Raw genomic sequence first — 25,352 nt, forward strand, 5'->3', positions numbered from 1 at the left:
ATGGGCGCGGGCCACGCCCACCAGCTCTACCGGGAGGGCCGCTCTCCCGTGCACGCCCTGCCGCCGCACTGCAAGATCGCCGCGGTGTTCTGCTTCGTCGTGGTGGTCGTCTCCACTCCGCGCGAGGCGGTCTGGGCCTTCGGGGCGTACGCGCTGCTGCTGGCGGGGGTGGCGGCGGTGGCGCGGATCCCGGCCGGCTTTCTGCTGCGGCGGCTGCTCATCGAGATTCCGTTCGTGGCCTTCGCGGTCCTGATGCCGTTCGTCGCGGAGGGCGAGCGGGTCCAGGTGCTGGGGCTGTCGCTGAGCCAGTCCGGGCTGTGGAGCGCCTGGAACGTCCTGGCCAAGGGCACCCTCGGCGTCGCCGCCTCGGTGTTGCTCGCGGCCACCACCGAACTGCGCTCCCTGCTGCTCGGGCTCCAGCGGCTGCGGATGCCGCCGCTGATGGTGCAGATCGCCTCGTTCATGATCCGCTACGGGGATGTGATCACCGACGAGATGCGCCGGATGCGGATCGCCCGCCGCTCGCGCGGTTTCGAGGCGCGGGGGATCCAGCACTGGGGGGTGCTCGCCAAGTCGGCCGGGGCGCTGTTCATCCGCTCCTACGAGCGGGGTGAGCGGGTCCACCTGGCGATGGTCAGCCGCGGCTATACGGGCAGCATGCCGGTGATCGACGATGTGACGGCATCCCGGGCCCAGTGGACGTACGCCGCAGCACTTCCGCTGACCGCGTTGGCGGTCTGCCTGACCGGATGGACGCTCCTATGACCGCCGCCGAGACACCGAAGACACCGGCCATGGAGCCACAGGCGCCGCCCTCGCTCCAGGTGTCCGGCCTCGCCTACGCCTACCCCGACGGCCACCAGGCCCTCTTCGGCGTCGATCTGACCGTCGCCCGCGGTGAGCGGGTGGCCCTGCTCGGGCCCAACGGGGCGGGCAAGACCACCCTCGTACTGCATCTCAACGGGATCCTCGGCGCGGGTGCCGGATCGGTCACCGTCGCGGGGCTGCCGGTGGCCAAGCGGAATCTGCCGGAGATCCGCCGCCGGGTGGGGATCGTCTTCCAGGACCCCGACGACCAGCTGTTCATGCCGACCGTCCGCGAGGACGTGGCCTTCGGCCCGGCCGCCGCCGGACTGCGCGGCGCGGAGCTGGAGGAGCGGGTGCGCACCGCGCTGGAGCGGGTCGGGATGGCGGAGTTCGCCGACCGGCCGCCGCACCACCTCTCCTTCGGGCAGCGCCGGCGGGTGGCCGTGGCGACGGTGCTCGCGATGGAGCCGGAGATCCTGGTCCTGGACGAGCCGTCCTCCAACCTCGACCCGGCCTCGCGCCGTGAACTGGCCGACATCCTGCGCTCGCTGGACGTCACGGTGCTGATGGTCACCCACGATCTGCCGTACGCGCTGGAGCTGTGCCCGCGCGCCGTGGTGCTCTCCGGCGGGGTGATCACCGCCGACGGCACCAGCCAGGAGCTGCTGTGCGACGAGGAGTTGATGCGCGCCCACCGGCTGGAGCTGCCGTTCGGCTTCGACCCCAGGTCGGTGACGGTCCCCGGTCGGTGACGGTCCCCGCGCGGTGAGCGGCCCCGGCTGACGGGGGCCGGCCGAGGGGGCCGGTCCGGGCCGCCGCCGTGGTCCGTTGCACCATAAGGGGGCACAGCGGGGGACCAGTGCACTCGTCGGGTCGGCAGGGCAGGAGTCGGATCAGTGGTGGACGTCCAGGGCACGGTGGCCGACGGTTTCGAACCGGTCCGGGACGCGTTCGCGGAGAACTTCGCCCGCCGCGGTGAGCGCGGCGCGGCCGTGGTCCTCTACCGGGCGGGCGAGAAGGTCGTCGACCTCTGGGGCGGAAGGAAGCGGGCGGACGCCGACGATGCCGACGGCGCCGACGGCACGGCTGAGCCGTGGACCCAGCACACCGCGCAGGTCGTCCGGTCCGTCACCAAGGGCGTCGCCGCCGCGGTGCCGCTGCTGCTCCACCAGCGCGGCCAGCTCGACCTGGACGGCCGGGTCAGCACCTACTGGCCGGAGTTCAAGACGAACGGCAAGGAACGGGTGCTGGTACGGCATCTGCTGGGGCACCGGACGGGGGTGCCGGTGCTCGACACCCCGCTCACCCCGGACCAGGCGCTGGACGGGATATCCGGACCGCGGGCCGTCGCCGCCCAGCGGCCCGTATGGGAGCCCGGCACCGACCACGGCTACCACGCCCAGACCTACAGCTGGCTGATGAGCGAGCTGGTGCGCAGGGTGACCGGACGGACCATCGGACGCTGGATCGCCGAGGAGATCAGTTTTCCGCTCGGCCTCGACCTGTGGCTCGGACTCCCCGCCGAGCAGCACGGACGCGTCGGCCGGATCGCGCCGGTGGAGGCGCCCGCGGGCCCCGCCGCCCAGGGGCTGCGGCTGCGCCCCAAGCGGTCGGTCACCGAGGCGTACCAGGACCCCGATTCGCTGACCCGGCGGGCCTTCGGCGCGATCACCCCGCTGCCGGACGAGAACGATCCGGCCTACCTCGCGGCCGAGCTGCCCGCCTCGGGCGGGGTGGCCACCGCCGACGCGCTGGCCCGCTTCTACGCGGCGCTGATCGGCCCGCTGCCCTCGGCCCGTACCGCCCGCGCGGGCGGACGGCTCTTCGCCCCCGCGACCCTGACCCTGGCCCGTACCGAGGAGTCCGCGGGGCTGGACCGGGTGCTGGTGGTGGGCACCCGGTTCGGGCTCGGCTACATGCTGCACGGACCGGCCTCCCCGCTGCTGGGGCCCGGCTCCTTCGGCCACCCGGGCCGCGGCGGCTCGCTCGCCTTCGCCGATCCCGAGGCCCGGATCGGCTTCGGCTACGTCACCAACGGAATGCAGCGCGGCGTCACCGCTGACCCGCGTGCGCAGGCGCTGGTGCGCGCGGTGCGGGCGGCCCTGGCGGACCAGAAGGCGTAGGAACGCAGCAGGCGCACGAGGCTCAGGCGCACGGTCCGGCGTGATCCGTGGCGGGCGGGCGCGCGGCGAGGGCGCGAACGCCCCCTGTCCGCACGCCCCGCGCGGTGATCGACGCGGCGGTGGAGGTGCTGCGCACCGGTCGACGGCGGGTCGGGCAGCACGTGTCAGCCCGTGACGCCCAGGGTCGCGAAGTCATAGCCCCCGGAGTACACCCGGCTGGTGTGCACATTGGTGAGCCGGGTGCTGCGCCAGCTGTAACCCCGAGAGAAGACGAGCGGTACGTAGGCGGCGTCCTTCACCAGGTCCTTGTCGATCTGCGCGTAGCTCTCGGCGGCCCGTTCGGTGTTCTGGTCGGCGATCGCGTCGTCGAGCCGTTCGTTGATCGAGCCGCTGTTGACCAGGGCGAGGTTGAAGTTGCCCGTGGGCTGGATGAGGCGGCCGTCGGCCAGGGATCGCAGAAAGCCCTGACCGGTCGGGAAGTCCGCGCCCCAGGCCGCGATGATGATGCCGTAGCCCTTCTTCTTCACCGTGTTGGGCGAGCCCGTGGTGGTGGGGAACTCGCCGAACGGGATCTCCTCGATCCTGGTGGTGATACCGGCCTTCTTCAGGGACTCGTGGACCGCTTCGGCGGCATCCCTCTCGGGCTGCCGGTCTCTCCGGACCGCGATGGTGGTCGAGAATCCGTTCTTCCGGCCGCAGTCCTCCAACTCCCGCTTGGCCTTGGCGGAATCGGGCTTTCCGTCGGCGTCGGTTCTGGATCCCGGGATGGACGGGGGAAGCAGCGTCGCGGCGAGGTCACCTCCGGCGCCCGGTCCGCCGAGGGCGCTTTGCACGGCCTCTCTGTCGACAGCGAACTGGATCGCCCTGCGGCAGTGGACGTTGTCCAGGGGTTTGACGGACCAGGGGAGGGCCAGAAAGCGGGTGAGTTCGGTGTGGGGATTGTCCAGTTGGTCCTTGAGGTCACCTCGTGCCAGGGCCATCACCCAGGACTCGCGCGTCAGAGCGGCCGGAGCGAGCTCGAGGTCGTACCTGCCGGAGAAGAGTGCCTTGCCCCGGCTCCCCGGGTTGTCGTCCACATCGAGTCGGATCGTGTGGGGCAGGGCGGTGCGGATCGGATCCGACTTCGGCTTCCAGTGGGGATTCCGCTTCAGCCTCAGCGACTTTCCCGCCGTGTAGGTGTCGAACATATACGGGCCGGAGGAGAACGGATCGTCGCCGTACTTCTCCCCGTTGTCCTTGTCCTTCGGCACCGGTGACGCCGCGGGCATCGCCAGCAGCTGCTCGAAGTCCGCGTCGGGCTTGGGGAGATGGAAGACGATGGTGTCTTCGGTCGCCACGATGGCCTTCAGCCCCGCCTTGCCCTTGTCCTTGTACGGCCCCTCGTATGTGCCCTTGGGGTCGAGCACCTGCCGGAGGTAGTCCGGGCCGCCGATGATGACATCGCTCGCCCAGGCGCGCTCGATCCCGTACTTGATGTCATAGGGGGTGACCGGCTTGCCGTCCTCCCAGGTGACGCCCTCGCGCAGCGTGTACGTATACGTCCGGCCGCCGTCCGTCACCTTGGCCGTGGACTTCGCGAGGTCCGCGACCAGTTCGGTGCTCTTCGCACCGGGTGCGGTGGACCAGGTGACCAGCTGACGGGTGAAGTAGCGGGCGAAGTTCCACCCGTAGGAGGAGTACATCCGCTGGGGGTCCCAGGAGTCCTCTCGCTCGGCGATGAACCGCAACTCGCCGCCCTGGCGTTTCGAGGGGTTCACCACGCCCTTGGCCGCGGCGCCGTACCCGGTGGTGACGACGCCGTCCTTCGGCTGTCCGCTCGCCGTCGACGACGGCTTCCCTTCGTCCCCGGGCGGGTCGTCCGCGATCCAGCCGCGCACCAGGGGGATGCCCGCGGCCAGCAGCGCGAGGCTCACCGCGCCCACCACCGCGTTCCGGATCCGGCGACGGCGGCGTGGGTGCCCGGTGATGGCCGCCGGGGACCAGGTGGGCTTGGGAGGCGCGGTCCACAGCGCGGCCGATGGGGGACCGGAGGCGACCAACGGCTCCGGTTCGCTCTCGTACGGCGGGGGCGGCGGGCCGAAGCCCGGCGGTACCCAGGCCACATTGCGGGCGAGGGCGAGCTTTCCGGCGCTGTTACGGGCGCGCTTCTGCGGCAGCGGCCGCCCCTTGGCCCGCAGCGCCGCGTGGACCTGGGCGTAGACGGTGTCCAGGTCGAGTAACTCCGGCCCGCCCGGCATCCCGTCGCGCAGCAGCCCGAGCAGTTCCCCGGTGAACGCCGTATGGGGCTCACCGGGCGGCGCGAGCGCGTAGCTGGTGTCGGGTACGGCGGCCAGCAGATAGGTGCCCTCGGTCTCCACCTGGTCGATGACCGAGGACGCGGTCCCCATGAAGCCGAGCGCCCGGCCGCTGAAGCAGCAGTCCAGCAGCATCACCTGGCGTCCGGCGCGCCCGTCGAGCACCACATCGCGCAGGGCGCCGTAGGGCAGTCCGGTGTAGGACCGCTGTGGCATCGAGCGGGTCAGCCCGAGATACAGCTCACCGCGGCGGGGTTCGACCAGACCGTGTCCGGCGAAGTACACCAGCAGGGTGTCGGTGGCCTCCTCGGCGGCGGTGCGCACCGCCTCCAGGACGTCCATCGCGGCCAGCGGATCCTCGATCACCGTGCAGTGCTCCGGGGCGAGATCCCAGGAGCGCGGTGAGCACAGCGCGGCGGCCAGCGCGCCCAGATTGGCGGACACCGCCGGGATGGATTCCAGATGGGCGTAGTCGCTGGTGCCGATGAGCACCGCCCGCGAGGCCGCGGGGTCGGGCAGGACCGTCACGGCTATCGCCCTTCACCGCCGCCGCTCCCCGGGCCCCGTTCCGGTTCCGCTTCCGGTTCCGGTCCCGCGTCCGGTCCGTTCGCCTGGGCGGACTGACCGTCCAGCGGCGCGATCAGCCGCCGCAGCTCCCGCTCATCGCCGTTCACATCCACGTCGATCCGCACCGGGCCCCCTCGAATGACGACGGTGCCCTCATTCTGCCCCACCCCGGGGACAGCGCGCGGGCTCAACCGGCGTGCAGCATCAGGCCGATGCCCGCCACCATCAGACCGGCCGCGGCGATCCTCGGGGCGCCGAACCGCTCCTTGAAGAAGAGCGCGCCGAACGCCGCGCCCACGATGATCGACGACTCGCGCAGCGCCGCGATCGGGGCGAGCGGCGCCCGTGTCTGCGCCCACAGCACCAGGCCGTACGCGAAGACCGACAGCACTCCGCCGAGCAGTCCGCGCACCGCGACCGGGCGCAGCTGGCCGAGCAGCGCGCGGCGGCGGACCGCCAGGGCGTACACCGGGATGGCGAAGCCCTCCAGGACCATCAGCCAGGCGATATAGCCCATCGAGCTGCCGGAGGCACGGACCCCCAGGCCGTCCACGACCGTGTACGCGGCGATGGACAGACCGGTGGCGACGGCGGCGAGGGGGGCCAGCCAGGGCCGTGCGCCGCCCGCCGCGCCTCCCTTCTCCCCACCGTTGTCGCCGCTGTCGTTGCCGCCGTTGTCCGCGGCGGCGGCGGACCGGCCGCGGCCGCCGCGGATGCCCCACAGCGCCACGCCCAGCAGCCCCGTCGAGGCCAGCGCGATACCGGTGGCCTGCCAGCCGTCCGGTGTCTCGCCGACGAAGACCGCGGCCAGCACGGTGACCACCAGCGGTGCGGTGCCCCGCGCGATGGGATACATCTGGCCGAAGTCACCGAGGTGGAACGAGCGCATCAGCAGCAGGTAGTAGACGATGTGCACCGCCGCGGAGACCACCAGATACGGCCAGGCGGCGGCGTCCGGCACCGGGGTGAAGGCGGCCAGCACCAGCCCGCAGACCGCCCCGCCGCCGCCCACCAGGGTGAAGGCGAGCAGCTGGTCCCTTATGCCGTGCGCGATGGCGTTCCAACTGGCGTGGGTGATGGCCGCGATGAGCACCGCGACCGCGACGAGCGGGGTCACGAGGTGCGCTCGCGCACGTCCGCCAGGGTGGCTCCGGCGTGGCCGACCAGCTCGGCCGGGGGCAGCGGGAACACGGTGTGCGGGGTGCCCGCGGCGGCCCACACCGTCTCATGGCCGAGCAGTCCGCGGTCGGCCAGCACCCGGGTGCGCACCCGGTGTCCGAAGGGCGGCACCCCGCCGATGGCGTAGCCGGTGGTCTCCCGTACCACCGCCGGGTCCGCGCGCCGTACGGACCCGGCGCCCAGCTCGCTCCGCACCCGCTCGACATCGACCCGCGAGGCGCCGTCCACCAGCACCAGCACCGGCTCTCCGTCGGCCTCGAAGACGAGCGACTTCACGATCTGGCCGAGCTCGCAGCCGAGGGCGGCGGCGGCCTGGGCCGCGGTGCGGACCGCGTCGGGGAAGCCGCGTACCTCCACCTCCAGGCCGAGCTCCCGCAGGGCGTCGGCGAACCGTGGGTGGGCGGCGGTATCCGGAATGGCCATGGCCTCGACGCTATCGGGGAGCTGGTGGGCCACGCGAGGGCATTTCCCCAGTACCGGAATGGGACCCGTAGCCGCCGGGCCGCCCAATGTCAGGCGCCCCGAGGCGGGTTGTCCCCGCACCGGGCGCGCCACGACGTCATGAACATCACATCGCGCCAAAAGCGTCATACCGTCCTGAAAGGTCTATAGCGCGATAAAAAAGGCGATAAAGAGGAGACGCACGGATGTCGTGGGGTATCGCTCTGCCCGCCGGTGACGACCACACCGGCAATCTGGTGACCGAGCTGATGGACCAGGTCCGGGAGGCCGCCGCGGCCGGGATCGGCGCGGTGTGGTTCGCCCAGCGCCAGGACGTCGACGCGCTGACGCTGGCGGCGCTCGCCGGTCAGGCCGTACCCGGGATCCGGACCGGTACCAGTGTGGTGCCCATCTACCCACGGCACCCGGTCACCCTGGCCGCGCAGGCGCGCACCGCCCAGGCGGCCTCGGCCGGGCGGTTCCAGCTCGGGCTGGGGCTGTCCGGCAAGACCTTCGTGGAGCAGAGCTTCGGGGTCCGCTTCGACCGGCCCATCCGCCATCTGCGCGAGTACCTCACGGTGCTGGGCGGTCTGCTGCGCGACGGCGCGGCCGACTTCGAGGGCGAGACGCTGCGCGCCCGTACCGTCTTCGGCCCGGTCACGGTGGCGGGTGCGGCGGTGCCGCCGGTGCTGGTCGCCGCGATGGGCCCGCAGGCGCTGCGCGCCACCGGGGAACTGGCCGACGGCACCGTGCCCTTCCTCGCCGCGCCCAGGGCCCTCGCCGAGTACATCGTGCCCACCATCGGCGCCGCGGCCCGGGCGGCCGGACGGCCCGCGCCACGGGTGGTCGCCATGGTGCCCGCGCTGGTCACGGCCGACGTGGCGGCGGTACGGCGGCGGGCCAGGGAACAGTTCGCCTTCTACGAGGGGATCCCGTCCCACCGCGACATCCTGGACCGTGCGGGCGTGGAACGGGCCGGGGAGCTGATGGTGATCGGCGACGAGGAGACCGTGGCCGCGGGGCTCCGCCGCTACACCGAGGCGGGCGCCACCGAACTGATCGTCTCCCAGACCGGTATGGGCACCGACGAGGAGCGGGGGCGCACCTGGCGGCTGCTGGGCGAGCTGTCGGGCCCGATCCGCTGAGCGCCACGAGCGCCACGAGCGCCACGAGCGCCACGAGCGCCACGAGCGCCGCCGAGCACCGCTGAGCGCCGCTGAGCGCCGCGCCCTGCCGGTCTCAACGGGCCTCATGACGGCCCGGCCGGTCTCAAGGGGTTCAAAAGGGCCGGGCGGGCGCGGAGTTCCCGCACCCGCCCGGCCCACGTCGCTCGGTCGGCCCGCGGTCAGCCCGCGCGCAGCACCGAGGCCACTATCGGCCCCGCGGTGTCACCGCCGTGGCCGCCCTCGGGGACCACACCGGCCGCGGCCAGGTCGCCGCGGTACGCGGTGAACCAGCCGTTGGGCTGCTTCTGGCCGTCGACCTCCGCCGAACCGGTCTTGGCGCCGAAGTCACCGGTCATCCCGGACATCGCCTCCGCGGCCGTGCCCGAGGTGGCGGTCAGATGCATCAGCTTGCGCAACTGCTCACGGGTGCCGGACTTCATGGTGCCCGCGGCCTTGGCCAGCGTCCGGTCGTCCAGCGAGGGCGAGACCAGGTACGGCTGGCGGAAGACACCGGTGGAGGCGGTGGCCGAGACCGACGCCATGTTGAGCGGGTTCATCCGCACCCCGCCCTGGCCGATCAGCGCGGCGGCCTTGGAGGCGCCGGACTCCGTCGGCACCGCGCCGTCGAAGGAGGGCACGCCCGTCTGCCAGTTGAGGCCGATACCGAAGATGTCCCGGGCCTCCTTGCTGAGGTCGCCGTCCTTCAGCTTCGGGGCCTGGCTGATGAAGGCGGTGTTGCAGGAGCGGGCGAAGCTCTGCTCGAAGGTGCCGCCCTTGATCTCGAACTTGTCGTCGTTCTGGAACTTCCAGCCGCCGTAGGGGAAGTACTTGGGGCACGGGTGCGGCTTGCCGTACGCGGCCAGGCCCTTGTCGATGAGAGTGGCCGAGGTGATGACCTTCATCGTGGAGCCGGGCGCGTAGGAGCCCTGGAGGGCCGTGTTGAAGCCGTTCGCGGGCGAGTTGGCCAGCGCGAGGATCTCCCCGGTGCTGGGCTTGACGGCGACCACCGACGCCTTGGAGCGCTTGCTCACCGCCTGCTCGGCGGTGCGCTGGAGCCCCGCGTCGATCGTGGTGCGCAGGGTGCCGGGGGTGCCCTTGGAGAGCACCTTCAGCGTCTCGTCGGGGGACTTGGAGCCCTTGGCGCGGGCGATCCACGTCTCCACACCCGCCGTGCCGCCCGCCTTCTTGCCGTAACGCTCGCGCAGCCCGGCCAGCACGGTCTTCAGCGTCGGGTGGTCGGCGGCGCTCAGCTCCACGCCCTCGCGGTCCACGGCCTTGATCGGCGGGGCGTCGGCCTCTCCGGTCTTCAGGGTGTCGCCGGTGCCCAGCTTCGGGTGCACCACCGACGGCTTCCAGTCGACGACGGCCTGGCCCGAGTCGCTGTCACGGGTCACCGTCAGCGAGGAGTCGTACGTCAAGGGGACCTTGCGGCTGCCGTACGAGATCCGCGCGTTCACCGAGAACGGTACGGTCCGGCCGCTCGGCCGCCCCGGCGTCAGCGCCACCTTGTCGATATGCGCCTTCTTCCGGTACCCGGAGAGCGCCGTGGTGGCCGCCTTGCTGTCGTCGGTGAGCGCCGCGGCCTTCGCCGTCGATCCGGCCGACCACGCCGCCAGGAACTCCTTGGACGTGTGCTTGACTTCGGCCGCGCTGGGCGGTCCGGTCTTCGCGCTCTTCAGGGACGGCTTGTCGTCGCCCCCGGCGCCGCCGCTCCCTCCCGACGCGTCGTCCTGGCCCCCGCCGCAACCGGCCGTACCGATCATGGCGGCGAACAGCGCACCGGCGATCGCGGCTCTCGCGCCACTCCGCATTGCAGAACCCCCACAGTCCTCGAATGCCCCCATCAGTCCGATGGAGGCCGCGGTGCAGGGCACTCTACCGGCATCCCCGGCGGGCCCCGCCGCGGCCGCCGAGGGGCCCCGCCGCGGCCGCCGAGGGGCCCCGCCGCGGCCGCCGAGGGGCCCCGGCCCGGGGGCCGGAAGCCCGGCGGGACCCGGCGGGAGGCCGGATTCCGGGCCGGGGCTCAGATCCAGGTGTCCAGCCACATCCGGGACTGCCAGGCGTCGAACGGAATGGTCTGGCCGGTGTAGAGGGGGAAGAAGTAGATGAAGTTCCAGATAATGAGCAGGACCAGCGCACCGGAACCGACCACGCCCACCACCCGTCGGCTCTCCGAGGCCCCCGGCGGCCCCAGCAGCGCGCCGATCACCATCGCCACCGCCAGACACAGGAACGGCACGAAGACCACGGCGTAGAAGGAGAAGATCGTGCGGTCCTGGTAGAGGAACCAGGGCAGATAGCCCCCCGCCACCCCGCACAGGATCGCGCCCGCCCGCCAGTCGCGCCGCAGCGCCCAGCGGAAGAGCAGGTACACCAGCGCGAAACAGGCCGCCCACCACAGCAGCGGAGTGCCGATGGCCAGCACCTCGCGGGCGCACTTCTGGGTGGTGTCCGAGGGGCAGCCGGTCTCGCCGGGCTTGGGCGCCTCGTAGAAGTAGGAGACCGGACGGGACTGGATCAGCCAGCTCCAGGGGTTGGACTGGTAGATATGCGGTGAGTCCAGGCCCACATGGAACTGGTAGACCTCGGTCTCGTAGTGCCACAGGCTGCGCAGCGGGTTGAGCAGCCAGGAGAACGGCCCGCTGTCGCCGTAGCCGCCGTCGGTCTCGGCCCAGTGGCGGAAGTACCCGCTGTCCCGCCAGCCGGTGCGCTTGCTGAACGAGCCGGTGGCGGCGAACCAGCCGGACCAGGAGGCGATGTACGTGAGCACCGCGACCGGCACCGTCGACAGGAAGGCCCAGCCCAGATCGCGCCGGAGCACCGCGCGGTAGGGGCGCTCGGCCCCGGCGAGACGGCGGGCGCCCACGTCCCACAGGACGGTCATCAGACCGAAGGCCGCCAGCACATAGAGCCCGTTCCACTTGGTGCCGATGGCCAGGCCCAGCAGCACCCCGGCCGCGATCCGCCAGGGCCGCGCCCCCAGTTTCGCGCTCCGGGCGACCGCCGCGTCCGGCCGGGCGGTGCCGTCGTCGCCGAGGGGGAGCGCCGCGGCGAGCCGGGCCCGCGCGTGGTCCCGGTCGATCAGCAGACAGCCGAAGGCGGCCAGCACGAAGAACATCAGCACCAGGTCGAGCAGTGCGGTGCGGCTCATCACGTAGTGCAGCCCGTCCACCGCGAGCAGCGCGCCCGCCAGACACCCGAGGAAGGTCGAGCGGAACAGCCGCCGTCCGATCCGGCACAGCATCAGCACCGAGGCCGTGCCGAGCAGCGCGACCATGAACCGCCAGCCGTACGGGTCCAGCCCGAAGATCTGCTCGCCGACGCCGATGACCCACTTGCCGACCGGCGGGTGGACCACATACGCGGCGGCGTCGCCGAGCGGGATGTGCTGCGGGGTGTCGAGGATCTGGTCGTTGGCGTTCTTCGGCCAGCTGCCCTCGTAGCCGAACTCCCAGATCGACCAGGCGTCCTTGGCGTAGTACGTCTCGTCGAATATCACGTTGTCCGGGCTGCCCAGCCGCCAGAAGCGGACCAGCCCGGCGCAGAGCGCGACGAGCAGCGGACCGGCCCACCCCGTCCAGCGGGCGATTCCGGCCGCCGCGGCGGGGGACGCCCCGAGCGTCTCCCACAGCCGGGTGCCCGGCTGGGCATACGGCGGGACCAGCCGCTCGCGTACGTCGGACCGGGGTCGGCCCGCGTAGCCGAAGCGGCGCAGCCGGCGCTGCCAGGCCGGCGGGTGCTGGCCGGCGGCTTGGCCCGGCTGGGCGTGGGTCGCGGTGTCACTGCTCACCGGCCCATCGTAGGGAAGCGGACGGTGAGTGTGGCGCCCCAATGCGGCGGGCCGGGCAATCGTCCCCGTCACGGCGGTGCGGCACGGCTGCGAGGATGTGGGTGTGACTGGAACGCTGGTACTGGCAGGGACCCCCATCGGCGACACCGCGGACGCGCCCCCGCGGCTGGCGGCCGAGCTCGCCGCCGCCGATGTGGTGGCCGCCGAGGACACCCGGCGGCTGCGCCGTCTCACCCAGGCCCTGGAGGTCCAGCCGGGCGGCCGGGTGGTGTCCTACTTCGAGGGCAATGAGTCGGCCCGTACGCCCGAGCTGGTCGAGGCGCTGGCGGGCGGCGCCCGGGTGCTGCTGGTGACCGACGCCGGGATGCCCTCGGTCTCCGACCCCGGCTACCGGCTGGTGGCCGCCGCCGTGGAGCGCGGCATCACGGTCACCGCGGTGCCCGGCCCGTCCGCGGTCCTCACCGCGCTGGCGCTCTCCGGGCTGCCGGTGGACCGCTTCTGCTTCGAGGGGTTCCTGCCGCGCAAGGCGGGGGAGCGGCTGGGGCGGCTGCGGGAGGTCGCGGCCGAGCGCCGCACCCTGGTGTACTTCGAGGCACCGCACCGGCTGGACGACACCCTGGCCGCCATGGCCGAGGTGTTCGGCGCGGACCGGCGCGCCGCGGTCTGCCGGGAGCTGACCAAGACCTACGAGGAGGTCCGGCGCGGACCGCTGGAGGAGCTGGCCGCCTGGGCCGCCGAGGGCGTGCGCGGGGAGATCACCGTGGTGGTCGAGGGGGCGCCCGATCCCGGGCCGGAGGACGCCGGTCCCGCGGAGCTGGCCCGCCGGGTCGCGGTGCGCGAGGAGGCGGGGGAGCGCCGTAAGGAGGCCATCGCGGCGGTCGCCCAGGCGGCCGGTGTGCCCAAACGGCAGGTCTTTGACGCGGTCGTGGCGGCAAAGAACGCGGCAGGAAACGTGCCACCGGAAGGTAAAGGGCGGTAGCGGAAAGCAAAGGCGGGGTTAGCGGTTGGGGCGGTTTCGGAACCCTGTCGCCAAATCTGCCTCAAGGCCGGGGAACAGCTACTGCGGTATCGCGCGGAAAGGCGTCCACTGGTGGGGACGGCGCGGACGGGGCCCATCCCGGAACCCCTCGTCCCGCGCCACCAGAGGAGCTGCCATGAGCGATATAGCGGGAACCCCGAACGGTGTTCGGCCGACGGCCCGCCTCCCCCTCGGCCCGGCGGTCGGCGAAGTGGCGCACGAGGCGTATGCCTTCGCCTGTATGAAGTGCGGACACGGCTGGGAGCAGTCGTACGACATCGAGCACCATGTGGACGGCGAGGGCCGGGCCTTCGTCGTGTACTTCACGGACGGCAGGCGCGTCCGGTCCCCGCTCACAAGCCCCGACTGCGTCAACTGCGGTGCGCATCTGGTGCGCATCATGCGCGCGGGCCAGGTCTCGTCCGCACTGGAGGGAGCGCGGCGCGGGCGGCGCCGCACGGTCTCGTCGGCGTCGGCGCCGGCGGAGAACGGTGACACGGCGGGGGGCGAGGAGGGCGCCGGGCGCCGTAAGCACCACTGGCACCTCTCGGATCTGCTGCACCCCTTTCAGCATCGCCGCGCCTGAGCCGGCCCGCCGCGCCTGAGTCGGCCCGCCGCGCCTGAGTCGGCCCGCCGCGCCTGAGCCGGCCCGCCGCGCCTGAGCCGGATCGTCCGGCCCTTATGAGTCCGATACGGGACAGGTGAGCCCGATACGGGACAGCTGAGCGGCCGGACGCGATTCACCGCGCATTCACCGGCATTCATAGAATCGCGGTCATGGCGAAAACAGGACCGGCCCCCGGCGGCAGCGAGAACGCGAACGGAGCGCGAAAGGAAAAGGACGCGCCCCCGCCGCTTCCCGAACCGCTGCGGGTACCGGTCGCCGACTCCCACACCCACCTGGACATGCAGAGCGGCACCGTGGAGGAGGCCCTCGCCAAGGCGGCCTCCGTCGGGGTGACCACCGTCGTCCAGGTGGGCTGCGACATCGCCGGGTCCCGCTGGGCGGCGGAGACGGCCGCCGCCCATGAGAACGTCTGGGCCACCGTCGCCCTGCACCCCAACGAGGCACCCCGCATCGTGCTGGGCGACCCGGACGGCTGGTCCCGGCAGGGCGCGCGGGAGCCCGGCGGCCAGGCGGCCCTGGACGCCGCCCTCGCCGAGATAGACGCGCTGGCCGCGCTGGACCAGGTGCGCGGTGTCGGCGAGACCGGCCTGGACTACTTCCGCACCGGCCCCGAGGGGATGGCCGCCCAGGAGTACTCCTTCCGCCGCCATATCGGCATCGCCAAGGAGCACGGCAAGGCCCTGGTCATCCACGACCGGGACGCCCATGACGACGTGTTGCGGATTCTCGCGGAAGAGGGTGCGCCCGACACCGTCGTCTTCCACTGCTACTCGGGTGACGCCGCCATGGCCGAGGTCTGCGCCGAACGGGGCTATTACCTGTCCTTCGCAGGGAATGTGACGTTCCGGAACGCCCAGCCGCTGCGGGACGCGCTCGCCGTCGCCCCGCTCGACCGCGTCCTCGTCGAGACCGACGCGCCCTTCCTGACCCCCGTCCCGTACCGCGGACGGCCTAACGCCCCCTATCTGATTCCGCTCACCCTGCGGGCCATGGCCGAGGTCAAGGGGGTCCCCGAGGACACGCTCGCGGCCGCCGTAGCAGCGAACACCTCCCGCGCCTTCGGCTACTGACCGCCTCCGCGGCACCCACGACACGGCAACCCTGCGTGATGGTTTGGCTTTGGAGAGTCACCATCGCTCCGCTAAGGTCCCGGACCCAACGCCCCATCCCCGGACGTGTGGAGTGTTGTCGTGAGCCCTGAGCAGGACAGCCACCCCGTCCCGGGCGGCCGCGCCGCAGCGCGCCGAGCCGCCCGGAGCAGACGCACAGCCGACCGCACCGACCCCATCCGGCGGCTGCTGCCGCAGGCGCTGGTGGTCGCCGCACTCGCCGGAGGCACCTCCGCCTTCGTGGCCCATGACAAGGCGGTGCGGCTCACCGTGGACGGTGAGCAGCGCACCCTGCACACCTACGCCGACGATGTCGGCGAACTGCTGGCCGAGGAGAAGGTGGCGGTCGGCCGGCACGACATCGTGGCCCCCGCCCCCGGCCAGAGCCTCGACAGCGGCGACGAGGTGGCCGTCCGCTACGGCCGCCCGGTCACCCTCACCGTCGACGGCCGGAGCCGCCGGGTGTGGACCACCGCCGGCACCGTCGACGGAGCGCTGCACCAGCTCGGGGTGCGCGCCGACGGCGCCTTCCTGTCCGCCTCGCGCTCCGCCGGAATCTCCCGGCGCGGCCTCTCGCTGGACGTCCGCACCGAGCGGACCGTCACGTTCATGGCGGACGGACGCGAGCACACCGTCCGCACCAATGTCGCGACCGTCGGCGAGGCGCTCGAGGCCGCCGGGCTCACTCTGCGCGGCCAGGACACCACCTCCGTGCCCGGCGGCAGCTTCCCGCGCGACGGCCAGACCGTGAAGGTGATGCGGATCACCCGCGGCAAGGAGGTGCGCCACGCGCCCGTGCCCTTCACCACCGTCCGGCGCGCCGACCCCACCGTGCTCAAGGGCACCGAGGTGGTGGAGCGCCAGGGCCGGCCGGGCTCGCTGCGCACCGTCTACCAGGTGCGGACGGTCAACGGCGTCCGCGAGCGGCCGCACAAGCTGGAGTCGAAGGTCGTCAAGCAGCCGGTGTCCAAGATCGTGCGGGTGGGCACCGGGACGGCGCCGCCGCCCCCCGCGTCGCCCCAGGGCGGCTCCGACGGGCTCAACTGGGACGCGGTGGCGCACTGCGAATCCGGCGGCCGGGCCGACGCGGTGGACAGCAGCGGCCGCTACGGCGGGCTCTACCAGATGGACCGGCAGACCTGGCGGTCCGTCGGCGGCAGCGGCAACCCCCAGGACGCCCCCGCCTCCGAGCAGACCTACCGGGCGAAGAAGCTGTACGTACAGCGCGGCTCGAGCCCCTGGCCGAACTGCGGCCGCCAACTGCACCGGTGAGGCCGGTTCAGGGGGCACCCCGCCGCACGGGGCGCCCCCTGATCCCGGGGGCGAACAGAGCCGCGGAAAATGCGCCTAAACTTCCCCGGTGAGCTCCACCGACCCCGATGTCCTGCTCGGCCCCGCCGATATCCGCGCCCTCGCGGCCCGGCTCGGCGTGCGTCCCACCAAGCAGCGCGGCCAGAACTTCGTCATCGACGCCAACACGGTCCGCCGGATCGTGCGCACCGCCGGCGTACGCCCCGATGACGTGGTCGTCGAGATCGGCCCCGGGCTCGGCTCGCTGACCCTGGCCCTGCTGGAGGCTGCCGACCGGGTCGTCGCCGTGGAGATCGACGACGTACTGGCCGCCGCCCTGCCCGGCACCGTCGAGACCCGGCTGCCCGGCCGCGCCGACCGGTTCGCGCTGGTGCACCAGGACGCGCTGCGGATCACCGAACTGCCCGGCCCCGCCCCCACCGCACTGGTCGCCAACCTCCCGTACAACGTGGCGGTCCCGGTGCTGCTGCATATGCTGGCCCGCTTCCCGAGCATCGAGCGGACGCTCGTCATGGTGCAGTCCGAGGTGGCCGACCGGCTCGCCGCGGCGCCCGGCTCCAAGGTCTACGGCGTGCCCTCGGTGAAGGCCGCCTGGTACGCCCGGGTCAAGCGCGCGGGCGCGATCGGGCGCAATGTGTTCTGGCCCGCGCCCAATGTGGACTCCGGACTCGTCTCCCTGGAGCGGCGCACCGAACCGCCGCGCACCACCGCGTCCCGGGAAGAGGTCTTCGCCGTGGTGGACGCGGCCTTCGCGCAGCGCCGCAAGACGCTGCGGGCGGCGCTCGCGGGCTGGGCGGGTTCGGCCGCGGCGGCCGAGGCGGCGCTCACGGCGGCCGGGATATCGCCCCAGGCCCGCGGTGAGGCGCTCACCGTCGAGGACTTCGCGGCCATCGCCGAGCACGGCCCCGCCGACCGCTGACCGACACCCCGGCCCCAGGACGACAAGGAGCTCCGCACCCGTGACCCGCCCCGTGACCGCCCGCGTCCCCGCGAAGGTCAACGTCCAGCTCGCGGTCGGCGGCCTGCGCCCCGACGGCTTCCACGACCTGGCCAACGTCTTCCTCGCCGTGGGCCTCTACGACGAGGTGACCGCCACCCCCGCGGAGGCGCTGCGGATCACCGTCTCCGGGGCCGACGCCGACCAGGTGCCGCGCGACCACGACAACCTCGCCGCCCGGGCGGCCATCGCCCTCGCCGAGCGGCACGGCATCGAGCCCGCCGTCCACCTCCACATCGACAAGGGCATCCCGGTCGCCGGGGGAATGGCGGGCGGCAGCGCGGACGCCGCCGGGGCGCTGCTCGCCTGCGACGCCCTGTGGGGCACCGGCACCTCCCGCGAAGAGCTGCTGGCCCTCTGTGCCGGGCTGGGCAGCGATGTCCCGTTCAGCCTGGTCGGCGGCGCCGCGCTGGGCCGGGGCCGTGGTGAGCTGCTGGAGCCGCTGGAGACCGGCGCGGCCTTCCACTGGGTGTTCGCGATCGCCGACGGCGGTCTGTCCACCCCGGCCGTCTACCGCGAATGCGACCGGCTCCGCGAGGCGTCCGGCACCGGCGCCACCGTCGCCGACATCCCCGATCCCGAGCCCTCCCCGGCGCTGCTGGAGGCCCTGCGCACCGGGGACCCGGCCGCCCTCGCCGCCGCGGTGAGCAACGACCTCCAGCCCGCCGCCCTGTCGCTGCGCCCCTCGCTCGCCGCGACCCTGCGCGCCGGGGCGGACGCCGGGGCCCTCACCCCCCTCGTCTCCGGCTCCGGTCCGACCTGTGCCTTCCTCGCCAAGGACGCCGAGGCCGCGGAGACCGTGGCCGCCGCGCTGGCCGCCTCCGGCACCTGCCGCGCGGTGCGGACGGCGTCCGGACCCGCGCCCGGTGCGAGGGTGCTGACCGACTGAGCGGGCGGTCGCCCGCGGCGACTACCCTGGGATGTCGATCGATCCGCGTACAGGAGTGTGATGGCCACCAATCTGGTCAACGTCGAAGCCGTCGGCAAGGTGTACGGCACCCGTGCACTGCTCGACGGCGTCTCCCTCGGAGTCAACGAGGGCGACCGGATCGGAGTCGTCGGCCGTAACGGCGACGGCAAGACCACGCTCATCCGGATCCTCGCCAAGCTGGAGCCCGCCGACACCGGACGGGTCACCCAGGCCGGGGACCTGCGGCTCAGTGTGCTCACCCAGCATGACTCGCTCGACCCGGCGGCCACCGTCCGCCATGAGGTGATCGGCGATCTCGCCGACCACGAGTGGGCGGGCGACGCCCGGATCCGGGATGTGCTCACCGGGCTGTTCGGCGGGCTGGACCTGCCCGCCTTCCCGCAGGGGCTGGACACCGTCATCGGCCCGCTCTCCGGCGGTGAGCGCCGCCGTATCGCGCTGGCCAAGCTCCTCATCGCCGAGCAGGACCTGATCGTCCTGGACGAGCCCACCAACCACCTCGACGTCGAGGGCATCTCCTGGCTGGCCGCCCATCTGCGGGCGCGCCGCTCGGCGTTGGTGGTCGTCACCCACGACCGCTGGTTCCTCGACCAGGTCTGCACCCGGATGTGGGACGTCCAGCGCGGTGTGGTCCATGAGTACGAGGGCGGCTACAGCGATTACGTCTTCGCCCGTGCCGAGCGGGAGCGCATCGCCGCCACCGAGGAGGCCAAGCGGCAGAACCTGATGCGCAAGGAGCTGGCCTGGCTGCGCCGCGGCGCCCCGGCCCGAACCAGCAAGCCGCGCTTCCGGATCGAGGCGGCCAACGCGCTGATCGCCGATGTGCCGCCGCCGCGCGACAGCGCCGAGCTGATGAAGTTCGCCAACTCCCGTCTCGGCAAAACCGTCTTCGACCTGGAGGACGTGACCGTCACCGCCGGGCCCAAGATGCTGCTCCGCCATCTCACCTGGCAGTTGGGGCCGGGCGACCGGGTCGGCCTGGTGGGGGTGAACGGCGCGGGCAAGACCTCGCTGCTGCGCGCGCTGGCCGAGGCCGCCCGCACCCAGGGCGAGACCCAGCCCGAGGCGGGCCGGATCGTGGTCGGCAAAACCGTCAAACTGGCCTATCTGTCGCAGGAAGTGGCCGAACTGGACCCGGGGATGCGGGTCCTGGAGGCCGTCGAGCAGGTGCGGCAGCGGGTGGACCTCGGCAAGGGCCGGGAGATGACCGCCTCCCAGCTCTGCGAGAAGTTCGGCTTCACCAAGGAGAAGCAGTGGACCCCGGTCGGCGATCTGTCCGGCGGTGAGCGGCGCCGCCTCCAGATCCTGCGGCTGCTGATGGACGAGCCCAATGTGCTCTTCCTCGACGAGCCCACCAACGACCTGGACATCGAGACCCTGACCCAGCTGGAGGACCTGCTCGACGGCTGGCCCGGTTCGCTGGTGGTCATCAGCCACGACCGGTACTTCCTGGAGCGCACCACCGACCGGGTGCTGGCGCTGCTGGGCGACGCCGCCCTGCGGATGCTGCCGCGCGGTGTGGACGAGTACCTGGAGCGGCGGCAGCGCGTCCTGGCCGCCGCGGCCCCGGCCGCTCCCGTCCGGCAGAAGGCCGCCGAACAGCCCGCCGGCGCCCGCCCGTCCGCCGCCGAGCAGCGCGCCGCCAAGAAGGAGCTCCAGCGGATCGAACGGCGTCTTGACCGCATCAGCGAGCAGGAGTCCACCCTGCACCACAACATCGCGCAGAACGCCACGGACTTCACCAAGGTCGCCGAACTCGACGCCCAGCTGCGGGAGCTGACCGGGGAGCGCGAGGATCTGGAGACCCGCTGGCTGGAGCTGGCCGACGACGTCTGATCGGCTCCCCGCTGGCCCCGGCGACCCGAGGCCCTTGGCGAGCCCCTCGTGTGACGCGCGCCCGCAACAGTCCCGTCACGGGCCGGTCTCAGCTGTTCGATGAGGTGGAGACCGGCCCGGACCGTGTCGGTGCCGGGTGATACAAAGAACTCCCGCCTGCCTGCCGTTCACTGGCGGGTCTCATGTCCGATTCGCTCCTTCCTGGAGGGCTTTGACCTCCGGGATCGCGGGGGAGGCCGGTCGGATCGTGGGTCCCCGCGCGAGAAGGAATTCGCATGTCACAGCCGCCTCCGCCGCCCAACCAGCCGCCGCAGGGCGGCTTTGGCGCGCCGCAGGACCCCGGTTACGGCTACCCTCAGCAGCCGCCCGCCGCGCCCCAGCAGGGCCACGGCGCGCCGCAGACACCGGGCCAGCCGCCCCAGGGTCCGCCGCCGCCTCCGCCGGTGGCTCCGCCCGGCCCGCCGCAGACGCCCCCGCAGGGCGCCGGCGGCTATGGCTACCCGGGGCAGCCGGTGCACGCCCAGCCGACCCAGGTGGGCATGGCCTCGCCCTTCCCGTCCGGCCAGCAGCAGTACGGCTACCCGCCCCAGGGGCAGTACCAGTACCCCGGCGCTCCGGCACCGGGTCCCGGCGGCGGCGGCTCCAACCCGTCCAAGCAGCGACTGATGATCATCGTGGCGGCCGTGGTCGCGGTCGCGCTGGTCGTCGGCGGCGGCATCTGGTTCGCCACCAAGGACAAGGGCGGAGACGAGGCCAAGGGCGACGACGACAAGCAGAGCAGCCAGGGCAGTTCGAGCGGCAGTGACGGCGGCGCCTCCGGCGGCTTCAAGAAGAAGCCCGCGCCGGAGACGGTCGACGGCAAGCTGCTCAACAAGATCCCCATGCCCAAGGTCAAGGAGCAGGTCACCGTCGAGGGCAGCTGGGTGACCGACGACGCCTTCGTGAAGGTCGGCGTCAACCAGGTCGTCGGCTATCCGCCGGACGGCGGCAGCCCGAAGTGGAAGATACCGCTGGCCGGCGCGGTGTGCTGGGGCTCGTCCCAGGTCACCGAGGACGGTCTGGCCCCGGTGGTCTACCAGCAGAACAAGCCCACCAAGAAGGACAAGTACCCCGACTGCAACCAGGTCGGTCTGCTCGACCTCAAGAAGGGCCGGCTGGTCTGGCACAAGGACGTCGACGGCGACTACGACAAGATGCGCTTCGACGAGGTGACCGTCGGCGGCGGCACGGTGGCCGCGGGCGGCACCAGCGGCGGGGCCGCCTGGTCCCTCGACGGCAAGCAGCTGTGGAAGCCCAAGGAGAACGACGAGTGCGAGGACCGCGGTTACGGGGGCGGCGTCGACAAGCTGATCGCCGTGCGCAGTTGCGGTGACTACGGCAACGAGCGCATCCAGGTCCAGACGCTGAACCCGAAGACGGGCGCGGTGAAGTCGAGCTACAAGGTCTCCCGCGGTCTCGAGTGGGTGCACGTCGTCTCCACCGACCCGCTGGTCATCGGTCTGGACGCGGGGGACGACCACAGCGGCGGCGTCTCCGACTTCCTGGTGATCGACGACAGCGGCAAGACCGGCAAGGTGGTCAGCAAGATCGGCACCGAGGACGGAAAGTACAACCCCCGGTGTGAGTCGACCAATGTCGAGGGCTGCCGGAAGATCGCCATCAACAAGACGACGGACACCTTGTTCATGCCGACGGACGAGCGTGGCTACGGCTCCGACGGCCCGCGCAACGAGATCGTCGCCTTCAGCATGAAGACCGGCAAGCCGGTCGGGAAGACCGACGGTGTCGCCAGCGCCACGCTGACGCCGCTCGGCACCGACAAGGACGGCTATGTGATCGCCTACCAGAGCGGCGGTTACTCACGGGGCGGCGCCGTGTGGCGGATCGACCCCAAGTCCTACGAGAAGAGCAAGCTGCTCCAGAACGGCGCCGAGTCCGGCGAGGCCGAGTCGGACTTCAGCGTCGAATTCGACGAGGTCCTCTACGGCAATGGGCGGCTCTACATGTCGGACCGCTACGCCACCAAGCCCTCGGGCGAGTACGACAAGGACGACCCGCTGGCGATCGTGTTCGGCGCGAGCTGACCGTCGCCCGGCCGACACCTCACCTCCGGCGGCCCCGCCCGTACCCACCGTACGGGCGGGGCCGCCGTCGTACGCTCCGGCTCATGAACCGTTCGCATCGATCGGTTTCGGACCTCGAGTGGATGTCAAGTAGGCACGAATGGCCGGGATTTCGGCATTCCGGGGGGCTTCTTCCCGGTAGGGGGCGCGCGACGTCGAACAAGCGTGTAGCTTCCCCCTGGGCGAATGGGGGGAGCTCATGGGCGTGCGACTCATGGTGGTCGATGATCACCGTCTGCTCGCGGAGGCGCTCGCCTCGGCGTTGAAGCTGCGCGGGCACCGGGTGCTCGCGGCGGCCGCGCCGAGCGCGGGAGCGGCGGAACTGGTGGTGAGCCGGGCACCGGAGGTGTGTCTGCTGGGCACGGCGGCACCGGCGGAGCCGGGGGCGTTCGATCCGGTCGTGCGGATCAAGAAGGAGCGCCCGCAGGTCGCGGTGGTGGTGCTCGGCCCGGTGCCGAGTCCGCGCGGTATAGCGTCCGCGTTCGCGGCCGGGGCGTCCGGCTATGTGCGCCACGACGAGCGGATCGAGGGTGTGGAGCGCGCCATGATGAAGGCGCGGGCGGGAGAGGCGGCGGTGGCCCCGCAGTTGCTCCAGGGAGCCTTCGCGGAGCTGCTGAACCCGGCGGCCCAGCCCGACGACGAGGGCGCCCGGCTGCTGCGGATGCTCACCCCGCGCGAGGTGGAGGTGCTGGTGCGGGTCGCGGAGGGCGAGGACACGCGGCTGATCGCGGCCGGGATGGGGATCGCGCCCAGTACCGCACGTACCCATGTGCAGCGGGTGCTGATGAAGCTGGGCGTCGGATCGCGGCTGGAGGCGGCCGCGCTGGCGGCGCGCACGGGTCTGCTGGAGCGGGCGGCGGCGCATCACCGGGCGTCGCCGCCCGCCTAGGCGTCAGGCGGCTTCGTCGCCCTCGGGCCGGGCCGGACCCGCCGGCGGCTCGGGGGCGGGCTCCGGCGCGGTCGCGGGCCGCAGCCACATCCAGAGCAGGAACAGCAGCCCGACGACGAGCATCGACAGGCCCGTCCAGAGGTTGATGTTGATGTTCTGCGCCTTCTTCAGGTCCGCGTCCGAGGCGGTGATCCCGGCGATCGTGACGATGATCCCGTAGACCACGAACAGACCGCCGATGAGCCGCCGGACGTCGAACAGCCGGGCGGCGGTCGCCGACTGCTCCGTGAGTTCCTGGACCTGGTGCTGGTACTCGTACTCGTCGCTCATGGCACGATCTCCTTTCCGGCCGGGGTCACAGGGAGAACGGGAGGTAGCACAGGGCCGCGAGGATGATCGCGCCCCAGCCCAGCAGGGCGGGCTTGCGGTACCAGACCTCGTCGCCCGCGGCCGGCGGTTCGGCCATCCCCGGCGAGGTGGTGCCGTAGACCAGCCCGGCCAGCGACTCCACCGGCTTGGGCGTGGTGAACAGCGAGACGCCGACCATCACCACACCGCCGACGACGAACGCCACGATCGCGGAGACGAAGTTGGCGCCCTGGTCGCTGGGGATGGAGATGACGTTCTCCTTGTAGAGCCAGAAGTAGTTGATCATCGCGGCCACGGTGCCGCTGAGCAGCCCCCAGAACCCGGCCGCGCCGGTGGCCCGTTTCCAGAACATGCCGATGATGAAGACGCAGAACAGCGGCACGTTGAAGAAGGAGAACAGGGTCTGGAGGTAGTTCATGATGTTGCTGAAGGAGGAGGCGATGAAGGCCGTCCCCATCCCGCACAGCACCCCGATGGCGGTGACCACCCGCCCGGTGAGCAGGTAGTACGTATCCGGTCGGCCCTTGCGGATGTAGGCGCCCCAGATGTCGTTGGTGAACACCGTGTTGAACGAGGAGACATTGGCCGCCATGCCCGCCATGAAGGCGGCCAGCAGACCGGTCACCGCGACTCCCAGCACCCCGTTGGGCAGCAGGTCGCGCATGAGCAGCGGGATGGCGTCGTTGTACTGGAAGCCGCTCTTCGCGCTGCCGATGCCCGGTTCCAGGACCAGCGCGATCAGCCCGGGGACCACCACGATCAGCGGGATGAACATCTTGGGGAACGCGGCGATCAGCGGGGTGCGCTGGGCGGCCGAGAGGTTCTTGGCCGACAGGGCGCGCTGTACCTCGGCGAAGTTGGTCGTCCAGTAGCCGAAGCTCAGGCAGAAGCCCAGACCCAGCACGATGGTCAGCCAGTTGGCGCCCAGCGGGTTGGCGGAGCCGATACCGGTGCCGCCCCAGGCCGAGGTGAAGTCGGCGCCGTGGGAGCTCTCGAGGGAGTCCTTCAGCCCGCCCCAGCCGCCGACCCGCTTGAGGGCGACGATGGTCAGCGGGATGAGGGCGGCGAGGATGACGAAGAACTGGAGCACCTCGTTGTAGATCGCCGAGGAGAGACCGCCCAGGGTGATGTAGGCCAGGACGAAGAAGCCCGCGACGACGATGGCCACCCACTGCGGCCAGCCGAGCAGCGCCTCCACCACGATCGCCATCGCGTACAGGTTGACGCCCGCGATCAGCACGGACGCCACGGAGAAGATCACCGAGCTGAGCAGATGCGAGGACTGCCCGTAGCGGTGCAGCAGGAACTCGGGGACGGACCGCACCTTCGACCCGTAGTAGAAGGGCATCATCACCAGGCCGAGGAAGACCATGGCCGGGATGGCGCCGACCCAGTACCAATGCACGGTGTAGACGCCGTACTGCGCGCCGTTGGCCGCCATGCCCAGGATCTCCAGGGCGCCGAGGTTGGCGGCGACGAAGGCGAGCCCGGTGACCCAGGCGGGCAGTGACCGCCCGGAGAGGAAGAAGTCGAGGCTGGTCTTCACGCTCCGTCTGGCGGCGAAGCCGACGCCGAGCACCACGGCGAAGTAGAGGATGAGGATCGAGTAGTCGAGTGCGTTGGTGGGGAGCCGTAGCCCTTCGGCCAGATAGTGCATAGGTGACTCGCTTCATTGCGTGAACGGAATGCACCACAAACGTGCGGTGAAGGTATCCGAATTCTCCAGCTTTGTCCGACCAGCTTCACCATCCATTGACGCGGCTGTGCGCTTGTG

General features: G+C 72.0%; 21 protein-coding genes. 13 read left to right on the top strand and 8 right to left on the bottom strand.

Going from position 1 to position 25,352, the window contains the following annotated elements; all coding sequences use genetic code 11:
* From cbiQ to AB0C66_RS02050, 3 genes are all read left to right on the top strand, one after another.
* Positions 1 to 765, top strand: a complete 765-nt coding sequence (gene cbiQ, locus AB0C66_RS02040; RefSeq protein WP_362431618.1) for a cobalt ECF transporter T component CbiQ — start codon at positions 1 to 3, stop codon at positions 763 to 765.
* Positions 762 to 1,559 (top strand): ABC transporter ATP-binding protein, encoded by a 798-nt coding sequence (locus tag AB0C66_RS02045; RefSeq protein WP_362431621.1) that lies wholly within the window; start codon positions 762 to 764, stop codon positions 1,557 to 1,559. The genes cbiQ and AB0C66_RS02045 overlap by 4 nt, the downstream gene beginning before the upstream one ends.
* Before the next feature lie 144 nt (positions 1,560 to 1,703).
* The gene (locus AB0C66_RS02050; protein WP_362431623.1) at positions 1,704 to 2,930 is read left to right on the top strand and encodes a serine hydrolase domain-containing protein; all 1,227 of its coding nucleotides are present in this window, start codon (positions 1,704 to 1,706) and stop codon (positions 2,928 to 2,930) included.
* Between the two features lie 164 nt (positions 2,931 to 3,094).
* On the opposite strand, the gene AB0C66_RS02055 is transcribed toward AB0C66_RS02050, so the two are convergent.
* From AB0C66_RS02055 to AB0C66_RS02070, 4 genes are all read right to left on the bottom strand, one after another.
* Positions 3,095 to 5,752 (bottom strand): ABC transporter substrate-binding protein, encoded by a 2,658-nt coding sequence (locus AB0C66_RS02055; RefSeq protein WP_362431626.1) that lies wholly within the window; start codon positions 5,750 to 5,752, stop codon positions 3,095 to 3,097.
* A gap of 2 nt (positions 5,753 to 5,754) precedes the next feature.
* Positions 5,755 to 5,916 (bottom strand): hypothetical protein, encoded by a 162-nt coding sequence (locus tag AB0C66_RS02060; protein ID WP_362431629.1) that lies wholly within the window; start codon positions 5,914 to 5,916, stop codon positions 5,755 to 5,757.
* 62 nt (positions 5,917 to 5,978) lie between these two features.
* A complete protein-coding gene (locus tag AB0C66_RS02065) occupies positions 5,979 to 6,908 on the bottom strand; it encodes a DMT family transporter (RefSeq protein WP_362431631.1) in 930 nt (309 codons plus the stop codon).
* Positions 6,905 to 7,393 carry a YbaK/EbsC family protein gene (locus AB0C66_RS02070; RefSeq protein WP_362431633.1) on the bottom strand — a complete coding sequence of 163 codons (489 nt, stop codon included), beginning with the start codon at positions 7,391 to 7,393 and terminating at the stop codon, positions 6,905 to 6,907. The genes AB0C66_RS02065 and AB0C66_RS02070 overlap by 4 nt, the downstream gene beginning before the upstream one ends.
* Positions 7,394 to 7,617: 224 nt before the next feature.
* Between AB0C66_RS02070 and AB0C66_RS02075 the strand changes: the two genes are divergently transcribed.
* A complete protein-coding gene (locus tag AB0C66_RS02075; protein WP_362431636.1) occupies positions 7,618 to 8,556 on the top strand; it encodes a TIGR03564 family F420-dependent LLM class oxidoreductase in 939 nt (312 codons plus the stop codon).
* A 200-nt stretch (positions 8,557 to 8,756) separates the two neighbouring features.
* On the opposite strand, the gene AB0C66_RS02080 is transcribed toward AB0C66_RS02075, so the two are convergent.
* Positions 8,757 to 10,388, bottom strand: a complete 1,632-nt coding sequence (locus tag AB0C66_RS02080) for a penicillin-binding transpeptidase domain-containing protein (RefSeq protein WP_362431639.1) — start codon at positions 10,386 to 10,388, stop codon at positions 8,757 to 8,759.
* 212 nt (positions 10,389 to 10,600) lie between these two features.
* Positions 10,601 to 12,367, bottom strand: coding sequence for a phospholipid carrier-dependent glycosyltransferase (locus tag AB0C66_RS02085; protein WP_362431641.1), 1,767 nt, complete (start codon positions 12,365 to 12,367; stop codon positions 10,601 to 10,603).
* A gap of 103 nt (positions 12,368 to 12,470) precedes the next feature.
* Here AB0C66_RS02085 and rsmI point away from each other — a divergent pair, with 103 nt between their 5' ends.
* The 9 genes from rsmI to AB0C66_RS02130 all read left to right on the top strand — a co-directional run bounded on the left by rsmI (position 12,471) and on the right by AB0C66_RS02130 (position 23,209).
* Positions 12,471 to 13,346: a 16S rRNA (cytidine(1402)-2'-O)-methyltransferase gene (gene rsmI, locus AB0C66_RS02090; protein ID WP_362431644.1), complete on the top strand. Its 876-nt coding sequence runs from the start codon at positions 12,471 to 12,473 to the stop codon at positions 13,344 to 13,346.
* 175 nt (positions 13,347 to 13,521) lie between these two features.
* Positions 13,522 to 13,971 carry a hypothetical protein gene (locus AB0C66_RS02095; RefSeq protein ID WP_362431646.1) on the top strand — a complete coding sequence of 150 codons (450 nt, stop codon included), beginning with the start codon at positions 13,522 to 13,524 and terminating at the stop codon, positions 13,969 to 13,971.
* Between the two features lie 191 nt (positions 13,972 to 14,162).
* Entirely contained in the window at positions 14,163 to 15,083 is a 921-nt protein-coding gene (locus AB0C66_RS02100; protein WP_362431648.1) for a TatD family hydrolase, read from the top strand.
* A gap of 120 nt (positions 15,084 to 15,203) precedes the next feature.
* A complete protein-coding gene (locus AB0C66_RS02105) occupies positions 15,204 to 16,394 on the top strand; it encodes a ubiquitin-like domain-containing protein (RefSeq protein WP_362431651.1) in 1,191 nt (396 codons plus the stop codon).
* A gap of 88 nt (positions 16,395 to 16,482) precedes the next feature.
* On the top strand, positions 16,483 to 17,352 hold the full coding sequence (rsmA, locus tag AB0C66_RS02110; RefSeq protein ID WP_362431653.1) for a 16S rRNA (adenine(1518)-N(6)/adenine(1519)-N(6))-dimethyltransferase RsmA: 870 nt from the start codon (positions 16,483 to 16,485) through the stop codon (positions 17,350 to 17,352).
* 40 nt (positions 17,353 to 17,392) lie between these two features.
* Positions 17,393 to 18,319 carry a 4-(cytidine 5'-diphospho)-2-C-methyl-D-erythritol kinase gene (locus AB0C66_RS02115; protein WP_362431655.1) on the top strand — a complete coding sequence of 309 codons (927 nt, stop codon included), beginning with the start codon at positions 17,393 to 17,395 and terminating at the stop codon, positions 18,317 to 18,319.
* Between the two features lie 60 nt (positions 18,320 to 18,379).
* Entirely contained in the window at positions 18,380 to 20,197 is a 1,818-nt protein-coding gene (locus AB0C66_RS02120; protein WP_362431657.1) for an ABC-F family ATP-binding cassette domain-containing protein, read from the top strand.
* Between the two features lie 275 nt (positions 20,198 to 20,472).
* Positions 20,473 to 22,281 (top strand): hypothetical protein, encoded by a 1,809-nt coding sequence (locus AB0C66_RS02125; protein WP_362431660.1) that lies wholly within the window; start codon positions 20,473 to 20,475, stop codon positions 22,279 to 22,281.
* Positions 22,282 to 22,519: 238 nt separating this feature from the next.
* Positions 22,520 to 23,209 (top strand): LuxR C-terminal-related transcriptional regulator, encoded by a 690-nt coding sequence (locus AB0C66_RS02130; protein WP_362431663.1) that lies wholly within the window; start codon positions 22,520 to 22,522, stop codon positions 23,207 to 23,209.
* 3 nt (positions 23,210 to 23,212) lie between these two features.
* Here AB0C66_RS02130 and AB0C66_RS02135 read toward each other — a convergent pair whose 3' ends face one another.
* Complete coding sequence (locus AB0C66_RS02135) at positions 23,213 to 23,539, bottom strand: hypothetical protein (protein ID WP_362431665.1); 327 nt, start codon at positions 23,537 to 23,539, stop codon at positions 23,213 to 23,215.
* Between the two features lie 25 nt (positions 23,540 to 23,564).
* Entirely contained in the window at positions 23,565 to 25,235 is a 1,671-nt protein-coding gene (locus AB0C66_RS02140; protein ID WP_362431667.1) for a sodium:solute symporter family protein, read from the bottom strand.
* Between the last annotated feature and the right edge of the window lie 117 nt (positions 25,236 to 25,352).

Origin of the sequence: Streptomyces sp. NPDC048636, from assembly GCF_040650655.1 — a bacterium.
Classification (GTDB): Bacteria; Actinomycetota; Actinomycetes; order Streptomycetales; family Streptomycetaceae; genus Streptomyces.

Excerpts from the sequence above, each read along its gene's own strand:
- AB0C66_RS02075 (WP_362431636.1), top strand. The coding sequence starts at position 7,618 with ATGTCGTGGGGTATCGCTCTGCCCGCCGGTGACGACCACACCGGCAAT.
- AB0C66_RS02135 (WP_362431665.1), bottom strand. The coding sequence starts at position 23,539 with ATGAGCGACGAGTACGAGTACCAGCACCAGGTCCAGGAACTCACGGAG.
- AB0C66_RS02045 (WP_362431621.1), top strand. The coding sequence starts at position 762 with ATGACCGCCGCCGAGACACCGAAGACACCGGCCATGGAGCCACAGGCG.
- AB0C66_RS02140 (WP_362431667.1), bottom strand. The coding sequence starts at position 25,235 with ATGCACTATCTGGCCGAAGGGCTACGGCTCCCCACCAACGCACTCGAC.
- AB0C66_RS02100 (WP_362431648.1), top strand. The coding sequence starts at position 14,163 with ATGGCGAAAACAGGACCGGCCCCCGGCGGCAGCGAGAACGCGAACGGA.
- AB0C66_RS02080 (WP_362431639.1), bottom strand. The coding sequence starts at position 10,388 with ATGCGGAGTGGCGCGAGAGCCGCGATCGCCGGTGCGCTGTTCGCCGCC.
- cbiQ (WP_362431618.1), top strand. The coding sequence starts at position 1 with ATGGGCGCGGGCCACGCCCACCAGCTCTACCGGGAGGGCCGCTCTCCC.
- AB0C66_RS02120 (WP_362431657.1), top strand. The coding sequence starts at position 18,380 with ATGGCCACCAATCTGGTCAACGTCGAAGCCGTCGGCAAGGTGTACGGC.
- AB0C66_RS02095 (WP_362431646.1), top strand. The coding sequence starts at position 13,522 with ATGAGCGATATAGCGGGAACCCCGAACGGTGTTCGGCCGACGGCCCGC.
- AB0C66_RS02130 (WP_362431663.1), top strand. The coding sequence starts at position 22,520 with ATGGGCGTGCGACTCATGGTGGTCGATGATCACCGTCTGCTCGCGGAG.
- AB0C66_RS02125 (WP_362431660.1), top strand. The coding sequence starts at position 20,473 with ATGTCACAGCCGCCTCCGCCGCCCAACCAGCCGCCGCAGGGCGGCTTT.
- AB0C66_RS02070 (WP_362431633.1), bottom strand. The coding sequence starts at position 7,393 with ATGGCCATTCCGGATACCGCCGCCCACCCACGGTTCGCCGACGCCCTG.